This window comes from Rhodococcus sp. NPDC003382, from assembly GCF_053589135.1.
On the sequence record NZ_JBSFRH010000033.1, the window covers coordinates 13589 to 34158 of the forward strand.

The following is a 20570-nucleotide window of genomic DNA, read 5'->3' on the forward strand; positions in this document are numbered from 1 at the left end:
CCGGCCCGGATGCGACCGGCCGTTTCATTCTGCCAGTCGCACCCGGGCCGCCGGGGCAGCTACGCGGAACCTCCGGTGAGCAACGCCCACACGTCGCCGGACGCGACCGCGGTGTCGAGCAGTTCCGCGTCCCACGACGCGAGTGATCCGAATTCACTGCGCCACGACAGGATCCGGTTCGCGTGACGGTGCAGCTCGTGTTCCATCGTGAATCCGATCGCGCCGAGCGCCTGGTGCGCGTTCCGCGCGATCTTCCCCGCCGCATGCCCGGCACAGGACACCGCCGCAGCGATGTCGAATCGTGTTGCCGCGTCGTCGAATCCGCGTTCGACGGCGGAATCGACCGCGGCGTCGGCGGCAGCCCGTGCGAGTGCCGCCTCGGCGGCCAGATCCGACACCAGCGCCTGGACGGCCTGGAACTTGCCCAGGGCGCGTCCGAACTGCACGCGGGCGGTGGTGTGTTCGACGACCAGTTCGAGGATGCGGTCCATCGCGCCGGCCGACATCAGCACCCGGGCCAGCGCACCGCGGTAGCGGAACTGCTCGGCGACGGTGTCGGATACCGGAGTACCCGACAACCCGGACAGATCGACCCGCACGTGGTCGCGGGGCTCGGCCGCAAGGTTGACCGCTTCGGTCAGCTCGATGCGATCGCGCGGCACGTCGGCCACCGACCATCCGTCGGTGCCCTGCCACAGCACGACGACGGCATCCGCGTCGCGCGCCCACGGCACGTACCGGGCGTGCCCCTCGGAGTCGAGCACCGCGGCGGTGCGCACCCCGTCGTCGGAGGGAAGCCCGGCCTGTTCGAGCAGCCATCCGGCGAGCAGATCGTGTTCGGCGACGGGGACGGCCGCGGCGGCGCGACCGGCCGCGGACAGCAGCAGCGCGGCCTCGGTCCAGCCGGCGCCGCTGCCACCGGTGGCCTCGTCACCGGTGAGCCGGGTCAGCCCGAGCTCGGCGAGCGTGGTCCACAACGGACGGTCGAGCTCGATGACCTCCCCGATCCGGTGATCGTCGCCGGCGGTGAGCACCTCGGCGAGCATCTGTTCGAAGTCCTGCAATTCGGTCGACTGCGTCAACGCAACCCCAATCCTCGTGCGATGACCCCGCGCAGGATCTCGCTCGTACCACCGCGCAGCGTGAAACCGGGTCGCTGCATCACACCCGCCCGGACCAGCTGCGCGAGCTGGTCGTCGCCGGGGCCGTAGCCGACGAGTTCGTCGGCGAGGTCGGCGATGTCGCCTTCGAGCCCGGTGCCGAGCACCTTCACGACCGACGCCGACAGGGCCGCGTCCTCACCGCGCTGCAGCGATTCGGAGACGGCACGCGACATGCGGCGCAGCCCCGCGATCCGGCCGATCGACGCGCCGATCCGCGGATCGCGGTCGACGCTGCCGGCGCCCGCGCCGCGCACGAGCTCCTCGAGGAGACCGAACGTGGACAGGAATCGTTCCGGCCCGCTGCGCTCGAAGCCCAGTTCGCTGGTGACCTGCTCCCAGCCGGAGCCGACGGTGCCGAGCACCAGGTCGTCGGGAACGAACACGTCGTCGAGCAGCACCTCGTTGAAGTGGTGCTCACCGGACATCGACAGGATGGGGCGGATCGTCACACCGGGTGAGTCCAGCAGCACGATGAACTGGCTGAGCCCGTCGTGTCGGTGCGCCGGGTCCAGCGGCGCGGACCGGGCCAGGGCGAAGAACGCGTCGGCGTGATGTGCCCCCGAGGTCCACAGCTTGGTGCCGCTGATGCGCCAGCCGCCGTCCACCTGCGTCGCCCGGGTCTTCACGCTCGCGAGGTCGGAACCGGAGTCGGGTTCGGACATGCCGATGGCCCAGCAGATTTCACCGGCCGCGATGCCGGGGAGGAACCGCCGCTTCTGCTCCTCGGTGCCGTACTTCAGCAACGACGGCGCGGCCTGCCGGTCCGCGACCCACTGGGCCGCGACCGGGGCACCGACCGCCAGCAGTTCCTCGGTGACGACGAACCGCTCCATGAACGTGCGCCCGTGCCCGCCGTACTCGGTGGGGATCGTCATGCCGATCCAGCCCTTCGCGGCGAGCGACCGCGTGAAGTCGGGATTCCACCGCGTCAGCCACGTGTCGATGCCGGGGGTGAAGACCCCCTTCTCGATCTGCTCGTGCAGGAACTCCCGCACTTCGGCCCGCAGTTGCGCGAGCGCGGGATCGGGGGCGCCGGCCGGCGGCACCAGTTTCGTACTCATGTCCTAACCTTTCTTCCCGGCCGACGATTCCGGTATATCCCCGGGGCACAGGAGGTTCAATGCCATCTCCGCGTACCGTTCGCCGAGTTCGGCGGGAGTGTCGGGTCCGTTCGGGTCGTACCAGTTCGCGATCGCGGCCGTCATCGCGAGAATCGACTTGCGGCAGTCGTCCGGGTACTTCGTCGTGAAGACCCCCGCCGCGACACCGTCGTCGATGATCGTGCGGATCCGCTGCCGCCCCACCCGTCGCCGCTCGTCGTAGAGCCGCGCACCCTCGGATTCGAGGTTACGGATCTCGGTGGCGATCATGCGCCCGTGTTCGGGGAACTGCGTGCGGAATTCGACGTTCGCGCGGACGAATGCGCGCAACTGCTCGACCGGATCGTCACCGGCGGCTTCCAGCGCCTTCTCCCACAGCGAGTCGTAGGTGTCGACGCCGTCCATGAGGATGGCGAGCAGCAGATCCTGCTTGTTCTTGTAGTGGTAGTACAGGGCGGACAGGCTCACGCCCGCCTCCTGCGCGATGGTGCGGATGGACGAGGAGCCGTATCCGTTGCGGACGAACTCCTTTCGCCCCACCTCGACGAACATCCGCTGCCGCGGTGACAGTGCCATCAGTGTGCCTCGGCATCCGCGTACGTGTCGATCAGCTCCCGCAACGCGCCCTTGACCATCTTGCCGGTGGGGGTGCGCGGCAGGTCGCCGACGAACCGCACCCGGCGAGGGCACTTGAACGACGACAGCCGGTCGCGGCAGTAGTCGACGATGTCGCGTTCGGTGTCGTCGCCGGTGGCCACACCGGGGACGAGCTGGACGAATGCCTCCACCCGTTCCCCGAAGTCGCGGTCCGGCACCCCGACCACCGCGACGTCGGCGACGGCCGGGTGCAGTGCGAGCAGGTTCTCGATCTCCTGAGGGTAGATGTTCACGCCACCCGAGATGATCGTGAAGTTGTCGCGTCCGGTCAGGAAGAGGAAGCCATCGGCGTCGAGGTAACCGAGGTCGCCGGTCGTCATCCAGTCCTCGTGGACCGGATGCCGTGTGCGCGCGGTCTTCTCGGGATCCTTGTGGTACTCGAGCCGATAGTCCTGCCGCTCGAAGTACAGGACACCGATATCCCCCGACGGAAGTTCGTTCCCCGCCTCGTCGCAGATGTGCGCGATGCCGAGTGTCCCCGGCCCGCCCGTCCGGCCGACGCTGCCCGGCTTGCGGAGCCACTCCTGCGGGGTGATCACCGTGCTGCCGATGGCCTCGGTGGACGAGAAGTACTCGTACACGATCTCACCCCACCAGCGGATGAGCGCCTGCTTGACGTCGACCGGGCACGGCGCCGCCGAGTGCAGCGCGTACTTCATCGACGACAGGTCGTATCGGTCCCGCACCTCCTGCGGAAGCCGCAGCATCCGAACGAAATGCGTGGGCACCCACTGGCTGTGGGTGACGCGGTACCGCTCGATGTACTCGAGGCAGCGCTCGGCGTCGAACCGGTCCGTGAGCACGACTGTCCCGCCGAGCGCCTGGGTCGATGCGCCGTAACGCAGCGGCGCGGCATGGTAGATCGGCGCCGGCGACAGGTAGACGGTGTTCTCGTCGAATCCGAAGCCCCGCACCGTGTTGAGCAGCGGGGGGCCCGGCTCGTCACCGACCTGTGCGCCGCTGAGGGGCGGCCGGATGCCCTTCGGGCGTCCGGTGGTTCCGGACGAGTACAGCATGTCGCTGCCGCGGGGCTGGTCGGCGGGCGGGACCGTCAGCAGGTCCGCCACCTCGTCCTCGTACACCAGGTGGCCGGGCACCGGAGCTCCGAATGCCAGGCGGTGCGCCACCTTCGGCGTGAGCGGCACGATGTCGCGGGCGAGCTGCGCCAGCGGCGCGGACACGACGAGCACCTTCGCGTCGCAGTCGTCGACGATGTACGCCGCCTCGGCGGGTGCGAGGTGCGTGTTGACCAGGGTGATATACACACCCGAACGCACTGCGCCCCAGTACAGTTCGAACACCGTGGCGTCGTTGACGGTGAGGACGGCGATGTGGTCGCCGACCCCGACGCCGTGCCGGCGCAGCCAGTGCGCGAACCGTACCGACGCGTCCTCGAGCTCGCGATAGGTGATCACGCGTCCGGTCGCGGCCTCGTGTACCGCCGGACGGTCCGGGGTGGTGGCGGCGTAGCGACCCGGATACATTCCTACAGCCCCAGATCCTTGGAGATGATCGTCTTCATGACCTCGCTGGTGCCGCCGTAGATGCGGGTGACGCGGGTGTCCGCGTACAGGCGGGCGATGGGGTACTCGGTGATGTAGCCGTATCCGCCGTGCAGCTGCAGGCACTTGTCGATGACCCGCCCGGCGATCTCGGTGCACACGAGCTTCGCGCGCGCCGCGTCGGCGACCGTCAGCTCCTTGCGGTCGAGCAGTTCGAGGCAGTGGTCGACGTAGACGCGGGCCATCTGGGTCTCGGCCGAGCACTCGGCGAGAACGAACTTGGTGTTCTGGAACGCGGCGACGGGCTTGCCGAACACCTTGCGGTCCGAGGTGTAGGCGATCGCGTGCGCGATCGCGGCCTCGGCGAACCCGACCTGGTTCAGGGCGATGCTCAGGCGTTCCTGCGGCAGGTTGTGGGTCAGGTACGAGAAGCCCTTGCCCTCCTCGCCGAGGAGGTTCTCGACAGGAACCTTGACGTCGTTGTACGACAGCTCGGCGGTGTCCTGCTGGTGCAGCCCGATCTTGTTGAGCTTGCGTCCGACCGAAAAGCCTTCGTTCGCAGTCGGAACCGCGATGATGGAGAGGCCGCCGCGCCGGTTCTCGGGGTCGAACGGCGAGGTGCGGCACACGGTGAGGATCAGGTCGGCGGTGGCGCCGCCGGTGATGAACGTCTTGGCGCCGTTGATGATGTAGTGGCTGCCGTCCTCGGACAGCTTCGCGGTGGTCGCGATGTTCGCCAGGTCGGAGCCGGTGCCGGGTTCGGTCATCGCGATGGCGGTCATGATCGAGCCGTCCGCGAAGCCGGGCAGCCAGCGCTTCTTCTGCTCCTCGGTGGCGTATTCGAGCAGGTACGGCAGGATCAGGCAGGCGTGAACGGTGTAGCCGCCGAAGGAGACTCCCGCGCGCGCGACCTCCTCGAACACGATGGTGTTGTAGACGAAGCTGGATTCGCCGCCGCCACCGAATTCTTCGGGGACCTGGATGCCGAGGATGCCGAGTTCGCCGAGGCGCTTGAAGAATTCGCGGGGCGGGTGGCCGATCTCGTCCCATTCCTCGCGGTGCGGTGCGACTTCGCGTTCGATGAAGTCGCGCACCATCTTCCGGAACTGTTCGTGCTCTTCGGTGAGGATTGTGCGCTTCATGTGATCGTCCTTGTCGAAAGTGTGGGCGGTGCCGGGGTCACTCGCCGGTGAAGTTCCCGGTGCGGCGTTCGAGGAAGGCGGACAACGCTTCCCGGTGATCGGCGGTGTGGTGGGACAGTGCCTGCAGCGAGGCGGAGAGCTCGAGCAGCGTGTCGAGGTCGACGCGCTGGCCTTCACGCAGAAGCTTCTTGGTCATACGCAGGGCGTTCGGCGGGTTGACGGCGACACGCTCGGCGAGTTCGTGGGCGGCGTCGAGCAGGTTCTCCGGCTCGACGACACGCGAAACCATGCCCCAGTCGAGGGCGGTGGCCGCGTCGACGCGGTCCCCGGTGAACGCCATCTCGGCCGCCCGGGCCGCACCGATCGCGCGCGGCAGCAGCCAGGCGCCGCCGTCACCGGGGATGATGCCGAGCTTGACGAAACTCTCGGCGAAGAACGCGGTGTTCGACGCAATCCGCATGTCGCACATCATCGCCAGGTCGCAACCGGCTCCGACCGCGGGGCCGTTGACAGCCGCGATGATCGGGACCTCGCAGTGGTAGATGGCCTTCGGCAGGCGCTGGATGCCGCGGCGGTAGCCCTCGCGCAGCGCGTGCGGCGCGCCGGCGAACATACCGGTGCGGTCGACCATGTCCTTGACGTTGCCGCCGGCGGAGAACGCGCTGCCGGCGCCGGTCAGGATCACGACGCGGGTCTCGATGTCGGCGTTCGCCTCGTCGACGAGTTCGACGAGGCGTTCGACGACGTCGTCACCGGAGATGGGATTGCGCAGGTCCGGGAGGTTGATCGTCCAGGTGACGACGTTGCCTTTGCGGGTGCTGAGTACGACGTCGTTCGCGGTGCTCATGGCGAGGAGATCCCTTCCCGAAAAGTTTGAGTCGAACGATCGTTAAAATTAGGGTAGCCGGCGCGACCTGTAAAGAGCCGCGAGCGTTGTTGATCAGTCGGGCAGGCTAATGCCCGATTCGGCCGCGCCTATCGCAACGTCCTGCGGGAAGATGTTGCGGAACAGGTACAGGTCCTGGCCGAGTACCCAGCCCGGCGCCAGCGCCCGCGCATAACGCTCGAAGTACCCGAGCTGCTTGCCGAACAGCACCATTTCCTCCGGGCTCGCGACACCCCACCGTTTGCCGAGCCGGATCAACGCCATGATCAGGTCGCTCAGCCGCAGTTCCCCCAGCTCCCGCCCCAGGAGCGGTGCGAGCGCCTCGGCGACCTCCAACCCCAGCGTCTCGTCGTCGAGATCCGTCCCGGTTCCGTAACCGAGTTCGCGGATCCCGCGCGCCACGCCGGCGAAATCGCCGTCGACGGCGGTGGCATGGAACAGATCCCGGAGGATCACCCGCCAGGGCTCGGGCAGCTCACCGACGATCCCGAAATCGAGGAGCGCGAGCCGGCCGTCGTCGAGCAGCCACAGGTTTCCGGCGTGGACGTCGCCGTGGAACGGGCCGTGCAGCACGACCGATTCGATCCACACCTTGACCCCGCGCCGGATCAGCAGCCGCGTGTCGACGCCACTGTCCGGATCGGCGGCGACGCGGTCCATCGGGATCCCGTACAGGCGTTCCATGCAGATCACCCGCGGACCGCAGTAGTCCCAGTACACCTCGGGGGTGGTGACACCCTTGTTGTCCCCGAACGCGCCGATCCGGTCCCGGAACCGCGACTGCCGGTCCGCTTCGACGGCACTGTTCAGTTCGGTCATGGTCGCGGAGTAGAGGTCCCGGATGATCGCCGGTGCATTCGCGATCCGGAAGAACTCGAACACCTGCAACAGCCGCGCACCGGCGTACGCGGCGCGCAGATCGACGAGCATGCGGTGACGGATGCCCGGCCGCTGGATCTTCACCACCGCGTGGCGCCCGTCCCGCAACACACACGCGTGCACCTGCGCGACCGAGGCCGCGGCGAGCGGGGTGTCGTCGAACTCGGCGAACAACTCGTCGATGCGGTGCCCGAGATCCTCCTCGAGCACCGCGCGAGCTTTCGCGGCCGGGACGGGCGGAACGTCGTCGAGGCAACGCAGGCACGCGTCGGCGAGGGGCTTGGGGAACAGGCCCGACGACGACGCGACGAGCTGACCGAGCTTCACGAACGTCGGCCCGAGTGTCTCGAACGCGTCGACGACACCCTCGGCGGCCGCGTCGACGATCCCGCGACCGTCCGGCCGCAGCGGCCAGGCCAGCACCTTCGTCAGCACGGCGACGACGATGACGACGGCGACGACGACCGCGCGGCCGAGTTCGGCCGGGCCGAACCTGTCGAGCGGCGGCATGGCCACCTGCAGTGCCTCGGGCGGCGGTCCGCCCGCGTACGGGCCGACGGGATGCTGCTGCCCGTCACCGACGTGCGCTGCAACGTGCACGAAATCCCCCTCGTGTCCGGCGCCGGCGTCTTCGTAGTCCTGCGCAAGGTGCGACGGTACCCGGCGTGCACAGATACTTCGAGAGGCTGTTTCTGTCGGTGCCGCCGACTACCCTCGGTCGGGTAGCCGAGAACATTCGTGTCGACCGAGGCGGGCAGGGGCCATGACCGAACAGGCGCTCGACGTAGTACAGGACATTCCGGAGTCGGTGGACGGTGCCGACGAGACCGACTTCATGAGCCGCGCGGATCCGTATCGCCGGGAGCTGCTGGCGCACTGCTATCGGATGAGCGGGTCGATCCACGACGCCGAGGACCTCGTGCAGGAGACCTATCTGCGCGCGTGGCGCGGGTACGAGAACTTCGGGGAGCGGGCGTCCCTGCGGACGTGGCTGCACCGGATCGCGACCAACGTCTGCCTCACGGCGCTCGAAGGCCGCTCACGTCGTCCGCTGCCCACCGGCCTGGGTGCACCCAGCTCGGATCCCACGGAGGATCTCGTCCAGCGCCCCGAGGTGCCGTGGCTCGAACCGATACCGGGCACCTTCACCGACGACGGCCACTCCGACGACCCGTCCGATCCGGCCGTGATCGTCACGTCGCGGGATTCGATCCGGCTGGCGTTCATCGCCGCGCTGCAGCACCTGTCGGCGCGGCAACGTGCGGTGTTGCTGCTGCGGGAGGTGCTGCAGTGGCGGGCGTCCGAGGTCGCCGCAGCGCTCGGTACGACGACCGCGGCGGTCAACAGCCTGCTGCAGCGTGCGCGCGCACAACTCAACGAAGCCGAGGTCAGGCGGGACGAACTCGCCGAACCGGACAGTGCCGAGACCCGTGAACTGGTCCAGCGTTGGGTGGACGGTTTCGAGAACTACGACATCGACTCGATCGTCCGGATGCTCACCGAGCAGGCGGTCTGGGAGATGCCGCCGTTCGAGGGCTGGTATCAGGGTGCGGAGAACATCGGCACGTTGATCCGGGTCAACTGCCCGGCGGAGGGTCCCGGCGACCAGATCCTGATCCCGACGGTCGCGAACGGGCAGCCGGCGCTCGGGTTGTACATGCGCGGCGAGGACGGACAGCACCGTCCGTTCCAGTTACAGGTCCTCGACATCGTCGACGGCCGGGTCGTGCACGTGACCGTGTTCTTCGACGTCGATCTGTTCGAGAAGTTCGGGCTGCCGCCGACGCCGCCGGCACGCGACTGATACCTCAGCCCCGGTAGCGCACCGGTTCCCCGCGGTCGACCCGCTCCCGTTGGGGCACGACGGTGTACTTCGGATCCTTCGCCGAGGCGATGCCGGCCTCGTAGACGCCGAGTCGTGTACACAGCGAGCCAGCCATGAGCGCGGCACCGGAGACCATCGAGAGCACCCGAATGCGGTGTCCGGCAAGGGAACCCACGGCCCCTGCCGCAGTAAGGGCCTTGGCGGCCCCCATCAGCCGTCCTGCCCTCCCCCGGTGAAGCGTCTCGGCCGCAAGTCCCATCGACCGCTCCATCCGGTGCTCCGTCGCCAGTTCGACGAGCGCGCCGCCGACGGCGAAGGCGCGTGCAGGCCCGGCTTCGGCGACCGGTGCACCCAGAAGACCGAGACCGCCGGACGCTGCGGCAGCCGATCCGCAGAAGACGAACGGCAGCTCTTTGTAAGCGGAATGCCATGCAGGAGTAGCAGTGTCGGAAAGAAGTACCGCGGTGTAGGCGGCCACGGGCGGCGCGGTCACGGCCCCCACGATCCCGGCGGGCCGGCCGAGGGCGAGCAGAAGCCGGACCGGCCCCCGCTTCCACCGGGTGGGCAGCACTGCGGCCAGTTCCGCCGCGGCAGCGATACCGGCGAACGGACCGTGCAGAGACAGGATCCAGGTGCCCACCGACATCGGCGAGGTCGGCTTGGCCACCCGCAGCATGTTGAGGAAACGAGCCGGTTTGCCCAGGTCGCGAACGAGGGCGACGATGCTGACGAGCAGGGAGGCGAGCGAACCGAACCGGGCGACCCGGCGCAGCGCAGGGCGGCCGGTGAGATCCGCGCCCGCGGCCAGCAGCGAACTCCCGGCCGCCACGCCTCCGGAGAACAGGTAGACGGCGATGTCGTGTTCCCAGGGCGCCGGCTTCACGACCTGCCGCCCGTAGTAGGACTCGAAGGCGGCTTCCGGCACCATCACCCGGTCGCCGCCGCCTCCGGCTCCCGATCGGCGTGGGTTGCCTGGGCTGCCGCCGTGCTGCGTCTGCGTCACCCGCGCCTCCTCAGGAACGACACGGCCGCGCCAGTCAGCATCGCGACCGCCGCGACGGCGGCCCGGGTCCACATCTCCGGCAGGTCCTTGGTGGTCACCACCGGGTCCGGAGGCAGACCGTAGACCTCGGGCTCGTCGAGGAGCAGGAAGAAGGCACCGGTTCCGCCGACCCCGTCCTCGGGGTCGTTGCCGTAGAGCCGGGCGTCCGTGACGCCTCGCTCGTGCAACGACGCCAGCCGTTCCTCGGCCCGCGCGCGCAACTCCTCGACGTCGCCGAACTGGATCGACTGTGTGGGGCATGCCTGCGCGCACGAGGGGGTCTGCCCGTCGGTGAGCCGGTCGTAGCAGAGTGTGCACTTCTGGGCGATACCGACTTTCGGGTTCCCCTCCGGTCCCTTGCGGCGGTCGATGACGCCGTACGGGCAGGCGGCGACGCAGTAGCCGCAGCCGTTGCAGATGTCGTCCTGCACGACCACGGTGCCGAATTCGCTGCGGAACAGGGAACCGGTCGGGCAGACGTCGAGGCAGGCGGCGTGGGTGCAGTGCTTGCACACGTCCGAGGACATCAGCCACCGGAAGTCGGGTTTCTCCTCGTCCGGTCGGTCACCGGGCGCGGCTCCGACGGTGGGCATGCCCAGAGAAACCGGTTCCCGCTTCTGCGCCGGTCGCTCGATGAACGCGACGTGACGCCACTGGTTGGCGTTGAGCGAATGGCTGTTGTCGTAGGACGTGCCCAGCATCGCGAACACGTTCTCGGGGACGTCGTTCCACTCCTTGCAGGCGACCTCACACGCCTTGCAGCCGATACACACGCTGGTGTCGGTGAAGAAACCCTTCCGCGCCGGCGAATCCTCGTAACCGGCGTCGGGTGCGGGGTCGAGCGGTCCGAAGAAACTGTTGCGGCCGATCACTCGTCGTCCTCCTCGGGGGTGGATGCGCCGTCCGTGCCGGTGACGGTGACGATGGGCGGGTAGGTGCCGGTTACCCCGGCCCGGCGCGCGTACCCCTCGACGTACTTGCGCAGCGCCGCGCCGGTCGGCCGACGTCCGGCGCGGACGTCGCAGGTACCGACCTTGGTCTCCTGGATGAGCACGTTGGGGTCCAACGTGATCCCGAACAGGTCGTTCGCCGAATCGCCCTTCACCTTGCCGCCTGCGCCCCAGTGATACGGCAGCCAGATCTGGTGGACGGTCCTGCCCTCGACCTTCAGCGGACGCAACCGGTCGGTCACCAGCACCCGGCCCTCGACCACCGAGCGGGCGGTGACCACGTGGCACCAGCCCATGTGCTCGAGTCCGCGCTCGGCCGCCAGAACGGGCGAGACCTCCACGAACATCTCCGGTTGCAGTTCGGCGAGGTGCTCGAGATAGCGGCTCATCGCGCCCGCCGTGTGGTGCTCGGTGAGCCGGCTGGTCGTGAACACGAACGGGAAGACGTCGACGTGTTCCTCCGGCGGCGCGGGATTCATCCGGTTGTCGTCGCGGCGGTATTCCACGCGCGTCGGATTGGCCTGCTGCCCGTAGAGCAGGTTCCGGAACGGCGATTCGACCGGTTCGTAGTGGGTCGGCATCGGGCCGTCGACGAGTCCCTGCGGCGCGTACAGGGCACCCTTGCCGTCGCCCTGCATGATGAACGGATCGTTGCCCTCGATCGCCTCGACGCCCTGGGCACCGACCGGCGACCGGTAACTCGGTGGCTTGGTCTTCTCGAAGTCCGGCACGTCCTCGCCGGTCCACCGGCCGGTGTCGGCGTCCCACCACACGTAGGCCTTGCGTTCGCTCCACGGCCTGCCCTCGGGGTCGGCGGAAGCCCGGTTGTAGAGGATGCGACGGTTCAACGGCCACGCCCAACCCCACTCCGGCGCAACGAAAGACTGATCGTGGCGTGATTTTCGGCGGTTTGCCTGGTTGACGCCGTCGGCGAACACACCGGTGTAGATCCAGCAGCCACCAAGTGTGGAGCCGTCCGCCTTCATCTCGGTAAACGACGACAGCGGCCGGCGCGTCGCCACGTCGTAACCGTTGATCTCCATCAGCACCGCCTCGGCGCTGGGCTCGTCGTGCGTGCCGTGCACGGGGTAATCCCATGCCAGGTCGAGCAGTGGGCGGTCGCGCTCGTCGGTCGACCCGGCCAGCCGCGCCCGCATCATGCGCCCGAGATGGTAGAAGAACCACAACTCCGAGCGGCAGTCCTCCGGCGGCTCGACCGCCTTCTCACGCCACTGCAGCATCCGCTGGGTCTGCGTGAAGGTGCCTTCCTTCTCCGTATAGGCGGCGGCGGGGAACAGGAACACCTCGGTGCCGCACTCCTCGGGCACGATCTCACCGGTCTCGACCTCCGGTGAGTCCTTCCAGAAGCTCGCGCTCTCGATCTCGAACAGGTCGCGCACCACGAGCCAGTCGAGGTTCGCCATCCCGAGCCGCTGCGCCCGGCCGTGGGCGGATCCCACGGCGGGGTTCTGGCCGAGGAGGAAGTAGCCCTTGACCTTTCCGTCGATCATGTCGAGCACCGTGCGGTAGGTGCCGTGGTCTCCGGTGATCCTGGGCAGGTAGTCGAAGCAGAAGTCGTTGTCCGCGGTGGCAGCGTCGCCCCAGTAGGCCGCGAGCAGGCTGACGGCATACGCATCGGCCTTCGACCAGAAGCCCTTGCTGCCGGGGTTGCGGACGCTGTCGATCCAGTCCGACAGCGACCGGTGCCGGTCGGCGTCGGGCATCGGCAGGTAGCCGGGGAGGAGGTTGAACAAGGTCGGGATGTCGGTGGAGCCCTGGATGCTGGCGTGCCCGCGGAGGGCCATGATGCCCCCACCGGGGCGGCCCATGTTGCCCAGCAGCAGCTGCAGGATCGCGCCGGTGCGGATGTACTGCACGCCCACGCTGTGCTGGGTCCAGCCCACGCTGTAGACGAGGGCGGTCGTCCGCTCCCGCCCGGAGTTCTCCGTCCACGCTCGGCAGACGTCGAGGAAATCCTCCTGCGAGACGCCGCACACCTGCTCGACCACCTCGGGGGTGTAGCGGGCGAAGTGCCGTTTGAGCACCTGGTAGACGCAGCGCGGGTGCTGCAGGGTCTCGTCGCGCCTGGGATGCCCGGCGATCGGGATGCCGTGCGCCTCGTGCTGCAGACCCGCGGCGGTATCCCGATGCTTCGCGTGCTCCGCGGAGTCCGCGGCCTGGGACCGGTGCAGATCGCCCGGCTCGTCCTCCACGTCGTACTGCCAGCTGGTCGGATCGTACGTCCGGGACTTGGGGTCGAAGCCCGAGAAGAGCCCGTCGAGGTCGTCGGTGTCAACGAACTTGTCGCTGACGAGCACAGGGGCGTTGGTGTAGTTGACGACGTACTCGCGGAAGTCCAGCTCGTTGCTCAGCACGTAGTTGACGATGCCGCCGAGGAAAGCGATGTCGCTGCCGACCCGGATGGGCACGTGTTTGTCCGCGACAGCGCTGGTGCGGGTGAATCGGGGATCCACGTGGATGACGCGTGCGCCACGCTTCTGGGCCTCCACGACCCACTGGAAGCCCACCGGGTGGGCCTCGGCCATGTTGGAGCCCTGGATGACGATGCAGTCAGCGTTGGCCAGGTCGGCTGTGTAACCGGTGGCGCCGCCGCGCCCGAAGCTGGTCCCCAGACCGGGGACGGTGGCGGAGTGTCATATGCGGGCCTGGTTCTCGATCTGGACCGCCCCCATCGCCGTGAACAGCTTCTTGATGAGGTAGTTCTCCTCGTTGTCCAGCGTCGCGCCGCCGAGACTGGCGATGCCCATCGTGCGCCGGACACGGCGGCCCTTCTCGTCGAGTTCCTGCCAGGTATCGCGCCGGGTCCGCAGCACGCGGTCGACGACCATCTCCATGGCGGTATCGAGGTCGAGGTCCTCCCATTCGGTGCCGTAGGGGCGCCGATACCGGACCCGGGTCTCGCGCAGATCGCTGGTGACGAGATTCTTGCTCGCCGAGCCCTTGGGGCAGAGCCGACCGCGGTTGACCGGGCTGTCTGGGTCCCCCTCGATTTGGACGATCCGCTCGTCCTTGACGAAGATCCGCTGTCCACATCCGACGGCACAGTAGGGACACACACTGCGCGCGACCCGATCGGCGGTCGAGGTACGCGGTTCGACTGCGTCGGTACGCCGGGAGCGGACTGCCTTCCCGCGCCCGAGCGGATCCTTGCCGACGAGTTGGCGCAGCACGGGCCAGGGCAGGGAGGATCTCTTCTCCGCCATCGGGCCTCCAGGTGTGCGGTGCCGCCCGCCGGCACAGCGTCGTGCCGCGTGTTTCGAGCCTAGGTCAGGCCGTTCGGGTCGTCCACCGGCATGCACGGTCTCAGCGCACCCGAATCGCGTGCGCCGCCGCCGGAACCACCTCGCCGATCACCGGGTGGCCCGGCAACTCCCCTACGACCAGGAGGCCGCCGGACGTCTGTGCGTCGGCGAGCAGAAGCAGCTCGTCGTCGTCCACCGCGGACTCCACGTGGTCGCGGACCCACTCGAGGTTGCGCCGGCTCCCGCCCGGCACGAACCCCTCGGCAAGCGATTCCCTCGCCCCGCCGACATAGGGCACTCTCGCGGCGTCGATCACCGCAGTCGTCCCGCTGGCCCGCATCATCTTCATCAGGTGCCCGAGCAGACCGAATCCCGTCACGTCGGTGGCGGCACGGACCCCTGCTTCGTGGGCGAGCCGCGCCGCGTCACGGTTGAGGGTCGTCATCACCGCGATCGCCTCCTCGAACCGCTCGCCGGTCGACTTGTGGCGATTGTTGAGGATGCCGAGACCGAGAGGCTTGGTGAGGGTGAGCGGTAGGCCGGGTTCGGCAGAGTCGTTGCGCAGCAATCGATCCGGATCTCCGAGCCCGGTAACTGCGAGCCCGTACTTCGGCTCCCGGTCGTCGATACTGTGCCCGCCGGCGAGGTAGGCACCGGCCTCGGCGCATACGTCGGCACCGCCCCGCATCACCTCGGCGGCCAGCTCGAACGGGATGATCTCCCGCGGCCAGCCGAGCAGGTTCACGGCAACCACGGGCGTGCCGCCCATCGCGTAGACGTCGGACATCGCATTGGTGGCGGCGATCCGCCCCCAGTCGTAGGGGTCGTCGACGACCGGGGTGAAGAAGTCGGCGGTCACGATCAGAGCCCGGCCGCTCCCGTCGGGCGCCGAGTCGATCCGGACCGCGGCACCGTCGTCACCGTTCTCCACACCGACCAGCAGCTCCCCCGCCGCGCGGCCTCCCGGCAGGCCGCCGAGCACGCGTTCGAGCTCGCCGGGCGGGACCTTGCAGGCGCAGCCGCCACCGGCCGCGTACTGGGTGAGCCGGTAGGCGCGACCGGGCTGATCGACGTGTGCGGTCATGGCGCCAACATACGGCCGAGCCGCGACCTCGGGCGTGACTTCCGGTTAAGGTGGGCGCGGAGGCGGTTCTCGTCTGGTGACGGACGCGGTCTTCAAAACCGTTGTGGCCCAGCATCTGGGTCAGGCGGGTTCGATTCCCGTCCGCCTCCGCCAGATCGGTCACTCCGGGGACGAGGAGGCGCGTGCCGGATCCGAGACGGGACACTCCCCGCACCGACCAGATCCTCGCGGACCCACGGCTGCGTGAGGCCCGCGATCGGCTCGGCGCCCGCCTGGTCAAGGAGGCGGTGGCGGCGGCCCAGCAGCGGTGCCGCGCGGGTGAGATCGGTCCGGCGGACGTCGCCGACGAGGCGGTCGCGGCGCTGCCCGCCCGGGCGACCACCCTTCGGCGCGTAGTCAACGCCACCGGCGTGCTGGTACACACCAACCTCGGCCGCGCACCTCTTTCCCGGGCGGCGGTGGACGCCGTGAGCACGGCGGCGGGCGCGACCGACGTCGAGCTGGATCTGGACACCGGCCGGCGCGGCCGACGTGGGCGCGGCGCGCTCGAGGCACTCGCCGCGCAGGTGCCCGACGCCGGCGCCGTCCACGTGGTCAACAACGGCGCGGCCGCCCTCGCATTGGTCACCCGGGTGCTCGCGCGCGGCGGCCGCTCGATCGTGATCGCACGTGGAGAGCTGGTCGAGATCGGCGACGGCTTCCGGATTCCCGAGCTGCTGGAGTCGGTGGGGGCCAGGTTGCGGGAGGTCGGTACCACCAATCGAGTGCGTCCGAGCGACTATGCCGCGGCGATCGACTCCGACACCGCGTTCGTTCTCAAGGTGCACCCCTCGAACTTCACGGTCAGTGGCTTCACGTCGTCGGTCTCGGTCCGGGAGCTGAAGGAACTGGGCCCTCCGGTCGTGGTCGACATCGGGTCGGGACTGCTGGCCCCTCATCCGCGCCTGCCGAACGAGCCCGACGCCACGAGTGTGCTGCGCGACGGCGCCGACCTCGTGACCGCCTCGGGCGACAAGCTGCTGGGTGGTCCGCAGGCCGGCCTGATGCTCGGGGAGGCCCGGCTGGTGGAGCGGTTGCGACGCGACCCGTTCGCCCGCGCGCTGCGCGTCGACAAACTCACCCTGGCGGCGCTCGAGGCGACGCTGACCGGGCCGACTCCTCCGGTGCCGGCCGCACTGACCGGTCGCACGGACGACCTCCGTATCCGGGCCCGGACGATCTGCGCCGCGCTCCCGGCCTGGTTGGAGCCCGAATCGGTCGACTCCGACGGCGTCGTGGGCGGCGGCGGCGCTCCCGACGTGATCCTGCCCAGTGTCGCGATCGCTCTGCCCGAGCGCCTCGCCGGTCCCTTGCGTCGCGGCGATCCCCCGGTGGTCGGCCGCCTCGAGTGCGGCCGACTGCTGCTCGACCTGCTGGCGGTCGCCCCCGACGAAGACGGTGTCCTGATCGAGGCCGTCACGCGCGCCGCCGGTCGCGAGGAACGCTGATGCACGTCGTCGCGACCGCCGGCCACGTCGACCACGGCAAGTCCACGCTGGTCGAGGCGCTGACCGGGACCGACCCCGATCGGCTGGCCGAGGAACGGCGGCGAGGACTGACCATCGAGCTGGGCTACTGCTGGACCTCCTGGCCGGAGGTGGGAGAGGTTGCCTTCGTCGACGTTCCCGGACACGAACGATTCCTGACCACGATGCTCGCCGGCGTGGGACCGGTCCCCGCCGCCTTGCTCGTGGTGGCCGCCGACGACCCGTGGATGCCGCAGGCCGCCGAACACCTGGCCGCGCTCGACGCGCTCGGCGTGCGGCACGCGGTCGTCGCGGTGACCCGAGCCGATCTCGCCGACCCCGGCGCGGCCGCCGCGCGAGCCGCCGCGGAGGTCGCCCGCACCGGTCTGACGGGGGCTCCCGTCGTCATTGTCAGCGGCCGTACCGGAGCGGGCCTCGACGATCTCCGCGCCGCCTTGACGACGATGGTCGCCGGCCTGCCGGACCCGGACCCGGACGCCGACGTCCGGCTCTGGGTGGACCGCCGGTTCACCGTGCGCGGGGCCGGGACCGTCGTCACCGGCACGCTGACCGCCGGGACGGTCCGGACCGGCGACACCCTGGCCCTGGGCGAAACACCGCTGCGGGTGCGCGGCATCCAGGCGCTCGGGCGCGACCGGGCGGCGGTGAGCGGCGTGGCCAGGGTCGCGCTCAATCTCACCGGCCCCATCGACGACGTGACCCGGGGCAGTGTGCTCGTGACACCCGGCGCATGGCATCACACCTCCGTGGTGGACGTCCGGCTCACCGGCGCGGACCGACCCCCGTCCTGTCCCGTACTGCACGTGGGGGCGGCGGACGTCGACGTCCACTGCCGGCCGCTCGGGGACGATCTCGTCCGGCTCACCCTCGCCCGCCCGCTGCCCCTACGAATCGGTGATCGCGCTCTGCTGCGCGACCCGGGCCGCCGGACGATCTGGCGCGTCGACGTACTCGATCCGGACCCGCCGCGCTTCCGGCGCCGCGGCGCCGCGAAACGCCGTGCCCTCCAACTCGCGAGTGCCGACGGTGTTCCACGGCTGGCCGGCGAACTCGGCCGCCGCGGGATCCTGCACCGGGAGCGGTTGCGCCGGTTGGGCATTCCCTACGAGGAGGGCGACCACCTGACCGTCGGGCCGTGGCTCGTCTCACCGGCCTTCGCGGAGGCGGTCGGTGACCGACTGCCCGCACTCGTCCAAGAGCACGCTCGCGCACATCCGCTGGATCCCGCAGTCCCGCTGGGGGTCCTGGCCTCCCAGCTTCGGCTCCCCTCGCCGGACCTGATCCGGGCACTGGTGCGCCCGCCCTTGCGAGTGGCCGGAGGGCGGGTCGTCGATCCCGGGACCGCCGCACTGCCGAACGACGTCCGGAAGGCCGTCGACGTGGTACGTCGCGAGCTTCTGGCAGCTCCGTTCGCCGCCCCGACCGCCGACCGGCTCCGCGAGCTCGGCCTCGATGACCGGGCACTGGGCGCAGCCGACCGCAACGGGCAGCTGTGGCGGGTCGGCCCGGGAATCGTCCTGCTCCCCAACGCGGCCGACGAAGCCGTCGCACGGCTCCGGGAACTGGAGCAGCCGTTCACGACCGGTGCTGCGCGCGAACGGCTGGGGACGAGTCGACGGGTGGTGCTCCCGCTGCTCGACCACCTCGACCGGGCCGGCCGCACGCGACGGCTTGCCGACGACCGGCGCGAGATCGTCCGGTAAGGGTCCGTGTGAACGCCGTGACTCCGGTGGTCAAGTCCGACATCAGCCGTTGTAGTGGAACAGAGCGCCCGGAGTCGGGCGGCGCCGACGGCCGCGACGGTTCAGGGCAGCCTGCAGTGTCACGGTGCTGCCGATACCTCCGGCAAGAACGAGCAGCAGCGAGGCGACATTGAGGTTCACGGGCACTCCTTCGACGAAAAGTGACTGAGGCGAGAAAGCCTGGTGCGGCACAGATCAGCGCGTCGTCCTCGAACGAGAGCGGCGTCCATCCGAGTCCTCCGCGTCGGTGTCACCGAACATGGCCGCGATTCGCGCCTTGATTTCCGCGGTGCTGATTGCACCCGGACGGGCGATGCTGCCGGTCGCCGAGGACGTCCTGGAGCCGGTGGCGATGGTCATTGTGCAGATTCCTGCTTTCTCGGTTCTCGTTGGAATTCTGTGTAGGTGAAAACTGTTGGTTCAGATCATGATCCAGGCGGTGGCGACCGTGAACAGGATCGCCAGCGTCGCTGCGAGAGCCACGCCCATCGATCCGGTGACGGCCCAGGAGGGAACGACCACACACTCGGCGGCGACGGTGCCGGCACGTGCACCCGATCCAAGCCGTCCGGCTTCGGATCGAGCCCGTGACCGGTTGCCGTCGCGGCCCGAGGCGCCGCCAGGGCGAACACCGCCGGTCGTACGACGTACATCGGACGGTTCTACGGTGCTCCCGGCACGGACGATGCTCCCGGCACGGACGATGCTCCCGGCACGGACGATGCTCCCGGGACGGACGATGCTCCCGGGACGGACAGCGAATCGATCGGCGACATCGGCCACAGCTTCAGCGCACAAACCTTCCGAACCCCTTCTGCTCCCGAGCGGCCGTCGGCAAGATTCCCCTGCCCGAACGGCGGCATCAAACGAAATAACCGCAAATCACTCCACAAACGCTGTGATGTGAATCACGGCAACTCGCGTGGACGTTCTTTCTACATGACAACGACCCGCCTCGGCCACTCGGACAGTCGTCCAACCTCATTGATGCACCCGGTGCCACCTGCGGCAACGTCCGGAACGAGGTTGTCGCGATCGGATATTTCCTGCGAATTCTCCAGTACCTACAAATTGCACGTAATTTTCCGAAGTCGGGAAAGTTATTCGTGACAAGCCGCGTCGACATCGAACAATCGGCCCGACGCCGAGGTGGCCCCCAGGCAAAATACCGACGCGAGTAATCGAAGGTCCGGAACCCGCCGACGAGGCCACCGGGATCCGGAAGAACCGAACCCTCGGCAGCCCCGTCCAACGATCAACCGCCTAGGACTGCGCGGCGCCTTCCGCCTGCGGCCCCATCGCCGCTGCCGCCGCTTCGACGTCCATCCACGACACCTCCCACACGTGGTTGTCGAGGTCGCGGAACGCCCGGCCGTACATGAAATCCACGTTCATCTCCGCCGATCCCGGGGTGGTCCAGTCGGTTCCCCCGGCGGCGATCGCGGCGTCGACGAGGCGGTCGACGTCGTCGCGGCTGTCGGCGGAGACGGCGAGCAGCACCTCGCGGGCCTTGCCGGTGTCGCAGATGTCGTCGTTGATGAAGTTCCGGAACCGCGGTTCCTCGAGGAACATGATGTAGGTCTGCTCGTTGATCTCCATGCACGCGGTGTTCGCGTCACAGAACATCTCGTTGAACGTGAAGCCGAGAGTGTCGAAGAAGGCGCGCGTCGCGGCGACGTCCTTGACGGGGAGGTTGGCGAAGAGCATGCGGGACATGTGGGCTCCTGAGGTTCACGGCCGCGCTGGGGCCGGTCGGTGCGGTCACAGGGATCGACTCGCCGGCGCGGAGAAACTCATCGCGCAAGGCCC

General features: G+C 69.1%; 17 protein-coding genes and 1 tRNA gene. 5 read left to right on the forward strand and 13 right to left on the reverse strand.

What is annotated here, in order from left to right; translation table 11 throughout:
* Window positions 1-59: 59 nt before the first annotated feature.
* The 7 genes from ACWDUD_RS20990 to ACWDUD_RS21020 all read right to left on the reverse strand — a co-directional run bounded on the left by ACWDUD_RS20990 (window position 60) and on the right by ACWDUD_RS21020 (window position 7839).
* Window positions 60-1046, reverse strand: coding sequence for an acyl-CoA dehydrogenase family protein (locus ACWDUD_RS20990; protein WP_450110562.1), 987 nt, complete (start codon window positions 1044-1046; stop codon window positions 60-62).
* Between the two features lie 32 nt (window positions 1047-1078).
* Window positions 1079-2224, reverse strand: a complete 1146-nt coding sequence (locus ACWDUD_RS20995) for an acyl-CoA dehydrogenase family protein (RefSeq protein ID WP_450110528.1) — start codon at window positions 2222-2224, stop codon at window positions 1079-1081.
* A gap of 3 nt (window positions 2225-2227) precedes the next feature.
* A complete protein-coding gene (locus ACWDUD_RS21000; RefSeq protein WP_450110529.1) occupies window positions 2228-2839 on the reverse strand; it encodes a TetR family transcriptional regulator in 612 nt (203 codons plus the stop codon).
* Window positions 2839-4404, reverse strand: coding sequence for an acyl-CoA synthetase (locus ACWDUD_RS21005; RefSeq protein ID WP_450110530.1), 1566 nt, complete (start codon window positions 4402-4404; stop codon window positions 2839-2841). Before ACWDUD_RS21005 ends, ACWDUD_RS21000 begins: the two co-directional genes overlap by 1 nt.
* Window positions 4405-4406: 2 nt before the next feature.
* Window positions 4407-5564 (reverse strand): acyl-CoA dehydrogenase family protein, encoded by a 1158-nt coding sequence (locus ACWDUD_RS21010; protein WP_197252234.1) that lies wholly within the window; start codon window positions 5562-5564, stop codon window positions 4407-4409.
* Window positions 5565-5601: 37 nt separating this feature from the next.
* Window positions 5602-6411 (reverse strand): crotonase/enoyl-CoA hydratase family protein, encoded by an 810-nt coding sequence (locus tag ACWDUD_RS21015; RefSeq protein WP_450110531.1) that lies wholly within the window; start codon window positions 6409-6411, stop codon window positions 5602-5604.
* Between the two features lie 93 nt (window positions 6412-6504).
* Window positions 6505-7839, reverse strand: coding sequence for an ABC1 kinase family protein (locus ACWDUD_RS21020; RefSeq protein WP_450110563.1), 1335 nt, complete (start codon window positions 7837-7839; stop codon window positions 6505-6507).
* A 253-nt stretch (window positions 7840-8092) separates the two neighbouring features.
* On the opposite strand from ACWDUD_RS21020, the gene ACWDUD_RS21025 reads away from it, so the two are divergent.
* Entirely contained in the window at window positions 8093-9133 is a 1041-nt protein-coding gene (locus ACWDUD_RS21025; RefSeq protein WP_450110532.1) for a sigma-70 family RNA polymerase sigma factor, read from the forward strand.
* A gap of 4 nt (window positions 9134-9137) precedes the next feature.
* On the opposite strand, the gene nrfD is transcribed toward ACWDUD_RS21025, so the two are convergent.
* From nrfD to selD, 4 genes are all read right to left on the reverse strand, one after another.
* Window positions 9138-10157 carry an NrfD/PsrC family molybdoenzyme membrane anchor subunit gene (gene nrfD, locus ACWDUD_RS21030; RefSeq protein WP_450110533.1) on the reverse strand — a complete coding sequence of 340 codons (1020 nt, stop codon included), beginning with the start codon at window positions 10155-10157 and terminating at the stop codon, window positions 9138-9140.
* A complete protein-coding gene (locus ACWDUD_RS21035; protein ID WP_197252230.1) occupies window positions 10154-11068 on the reverse strand; it encodes a 4Fe-4S dicluster domain-containing protein in 915 nt (304 codons plus the stop codon). The genes nrfD and ACWDUD_RS21035 overlap by 4 nt, the downstream gene beginning before the upstream one ends.
* Entirely contained in the window at window positions 11065-14370 is a 3306-nt protein-coding gene (gene fdh / locus ACWDUD_RS21040; RefSeq protein WP_450110534.1) for a formate dehydrogenase, read from the reverse strand. Before fdh ends, ACWDUD_RS21035 begins: the two co-directional genes overlap by 4 nt.
* A gap of 100 nt (window positions 14371-14470) precedes the next feature.
* Window positions 14471-15493, reverse strand: a complete 1023-nt coding sequence (selD, locus tag ACWDUD_RS21045; protein ID WP_197252227.1) for a selenide, water dikinase SelD — start codon at window positions 15491-15493, stop codon at window positions 14471-14473.
* 58 nt (window positions 15494-15551) lie between these two features.
* Between selD and ACWDUD_RS21050 the strand changes: the two genes are divergently transcribed.
* From ACWDUD_RS21050 to selB, 3 genes are all read left to right on the forward strand, one after another.
* Window positions 15552-15646 (forward strand) — tRNA-Sec (locus tag ACWDUD_RS21050).
* Between the two features lie 29 nt (window positions 15647-15675).
* A complete protein-coding gene (gene selA, locus ACWDUD_RS21055) occupies window positions 15676-16980 on the forward strand; it encodes an L-seryl-tRNA(Sec) selenium transferase (protein ID WP_450110535.1) in 1305 nt (434 codons plus the stop codon).
* Window positions 16980-18722 carry a selenocysteine-specific translation elongation factor gene (gene selB / locus ACWDUD_RS21060; protein WP_450110536.1) on the forward strand — a complete coding sequence of 581 codons (1743 nt, stop codon included), beginning with the start codon at window positions 16980-16982 and terminating at the stop codon, window positions 18720-18722. The genes selA and selB overlap by 1 nt, the downstream gene beginning before the upstream one ends.
* A gap of 42 nt (window positions 18723-18764) precedes the next feature.
* On the opposite strand, the gene ACWDUD_RS21065 is transcribed toward selB, so the two are convergent.
* Complete coding sequence (locus ACWDUD_RS21065; RefSeq protein WP_450110537.1) at window positions 18765-18902, reverse strand: hypothetical protein; 138 nt, start codon at window positions 18900-18902, stop codon at window positions 18765-18767.
* A 118-nt stretch (window positions 18903-19020) separates the two neighbouring features.
* Between ACWDUD_RS21065 and ACWDUD_RS21070 the strand changes: the two genes are divergently transcribed.
* Window positions 19021-19170 (forward strand): hypothetical protein, encoded by a 150-nt coding sequence (locus ACWDUD_RS21070; protein ID WP_450110538.1) that lies wholly within the window; start codon window positions 19021-19023, stop codon window positions 19168-19170.
* Between the two features lie 854 nt (window positions 19171-20024).
* On the opposite strand, the gene ACWDUD_RS21075 is transcribed toward ACWDUD_RS21070, so the two are convergent.
* Window positions 20025-20477 carry a VOC family protein gene (locus ACWDUD_RS21075; protein WP_450110539.1) on the reverse strand — a complete coding sequence of 151 codons (453 nt, stop codon included), beginning with the start codon at window positions 20475-20477 and terminating at the stop codon, window positions 20025-20027.
* Between the last annotated feature and the right edge of the window lie 93 nt (window positions 20478-20570).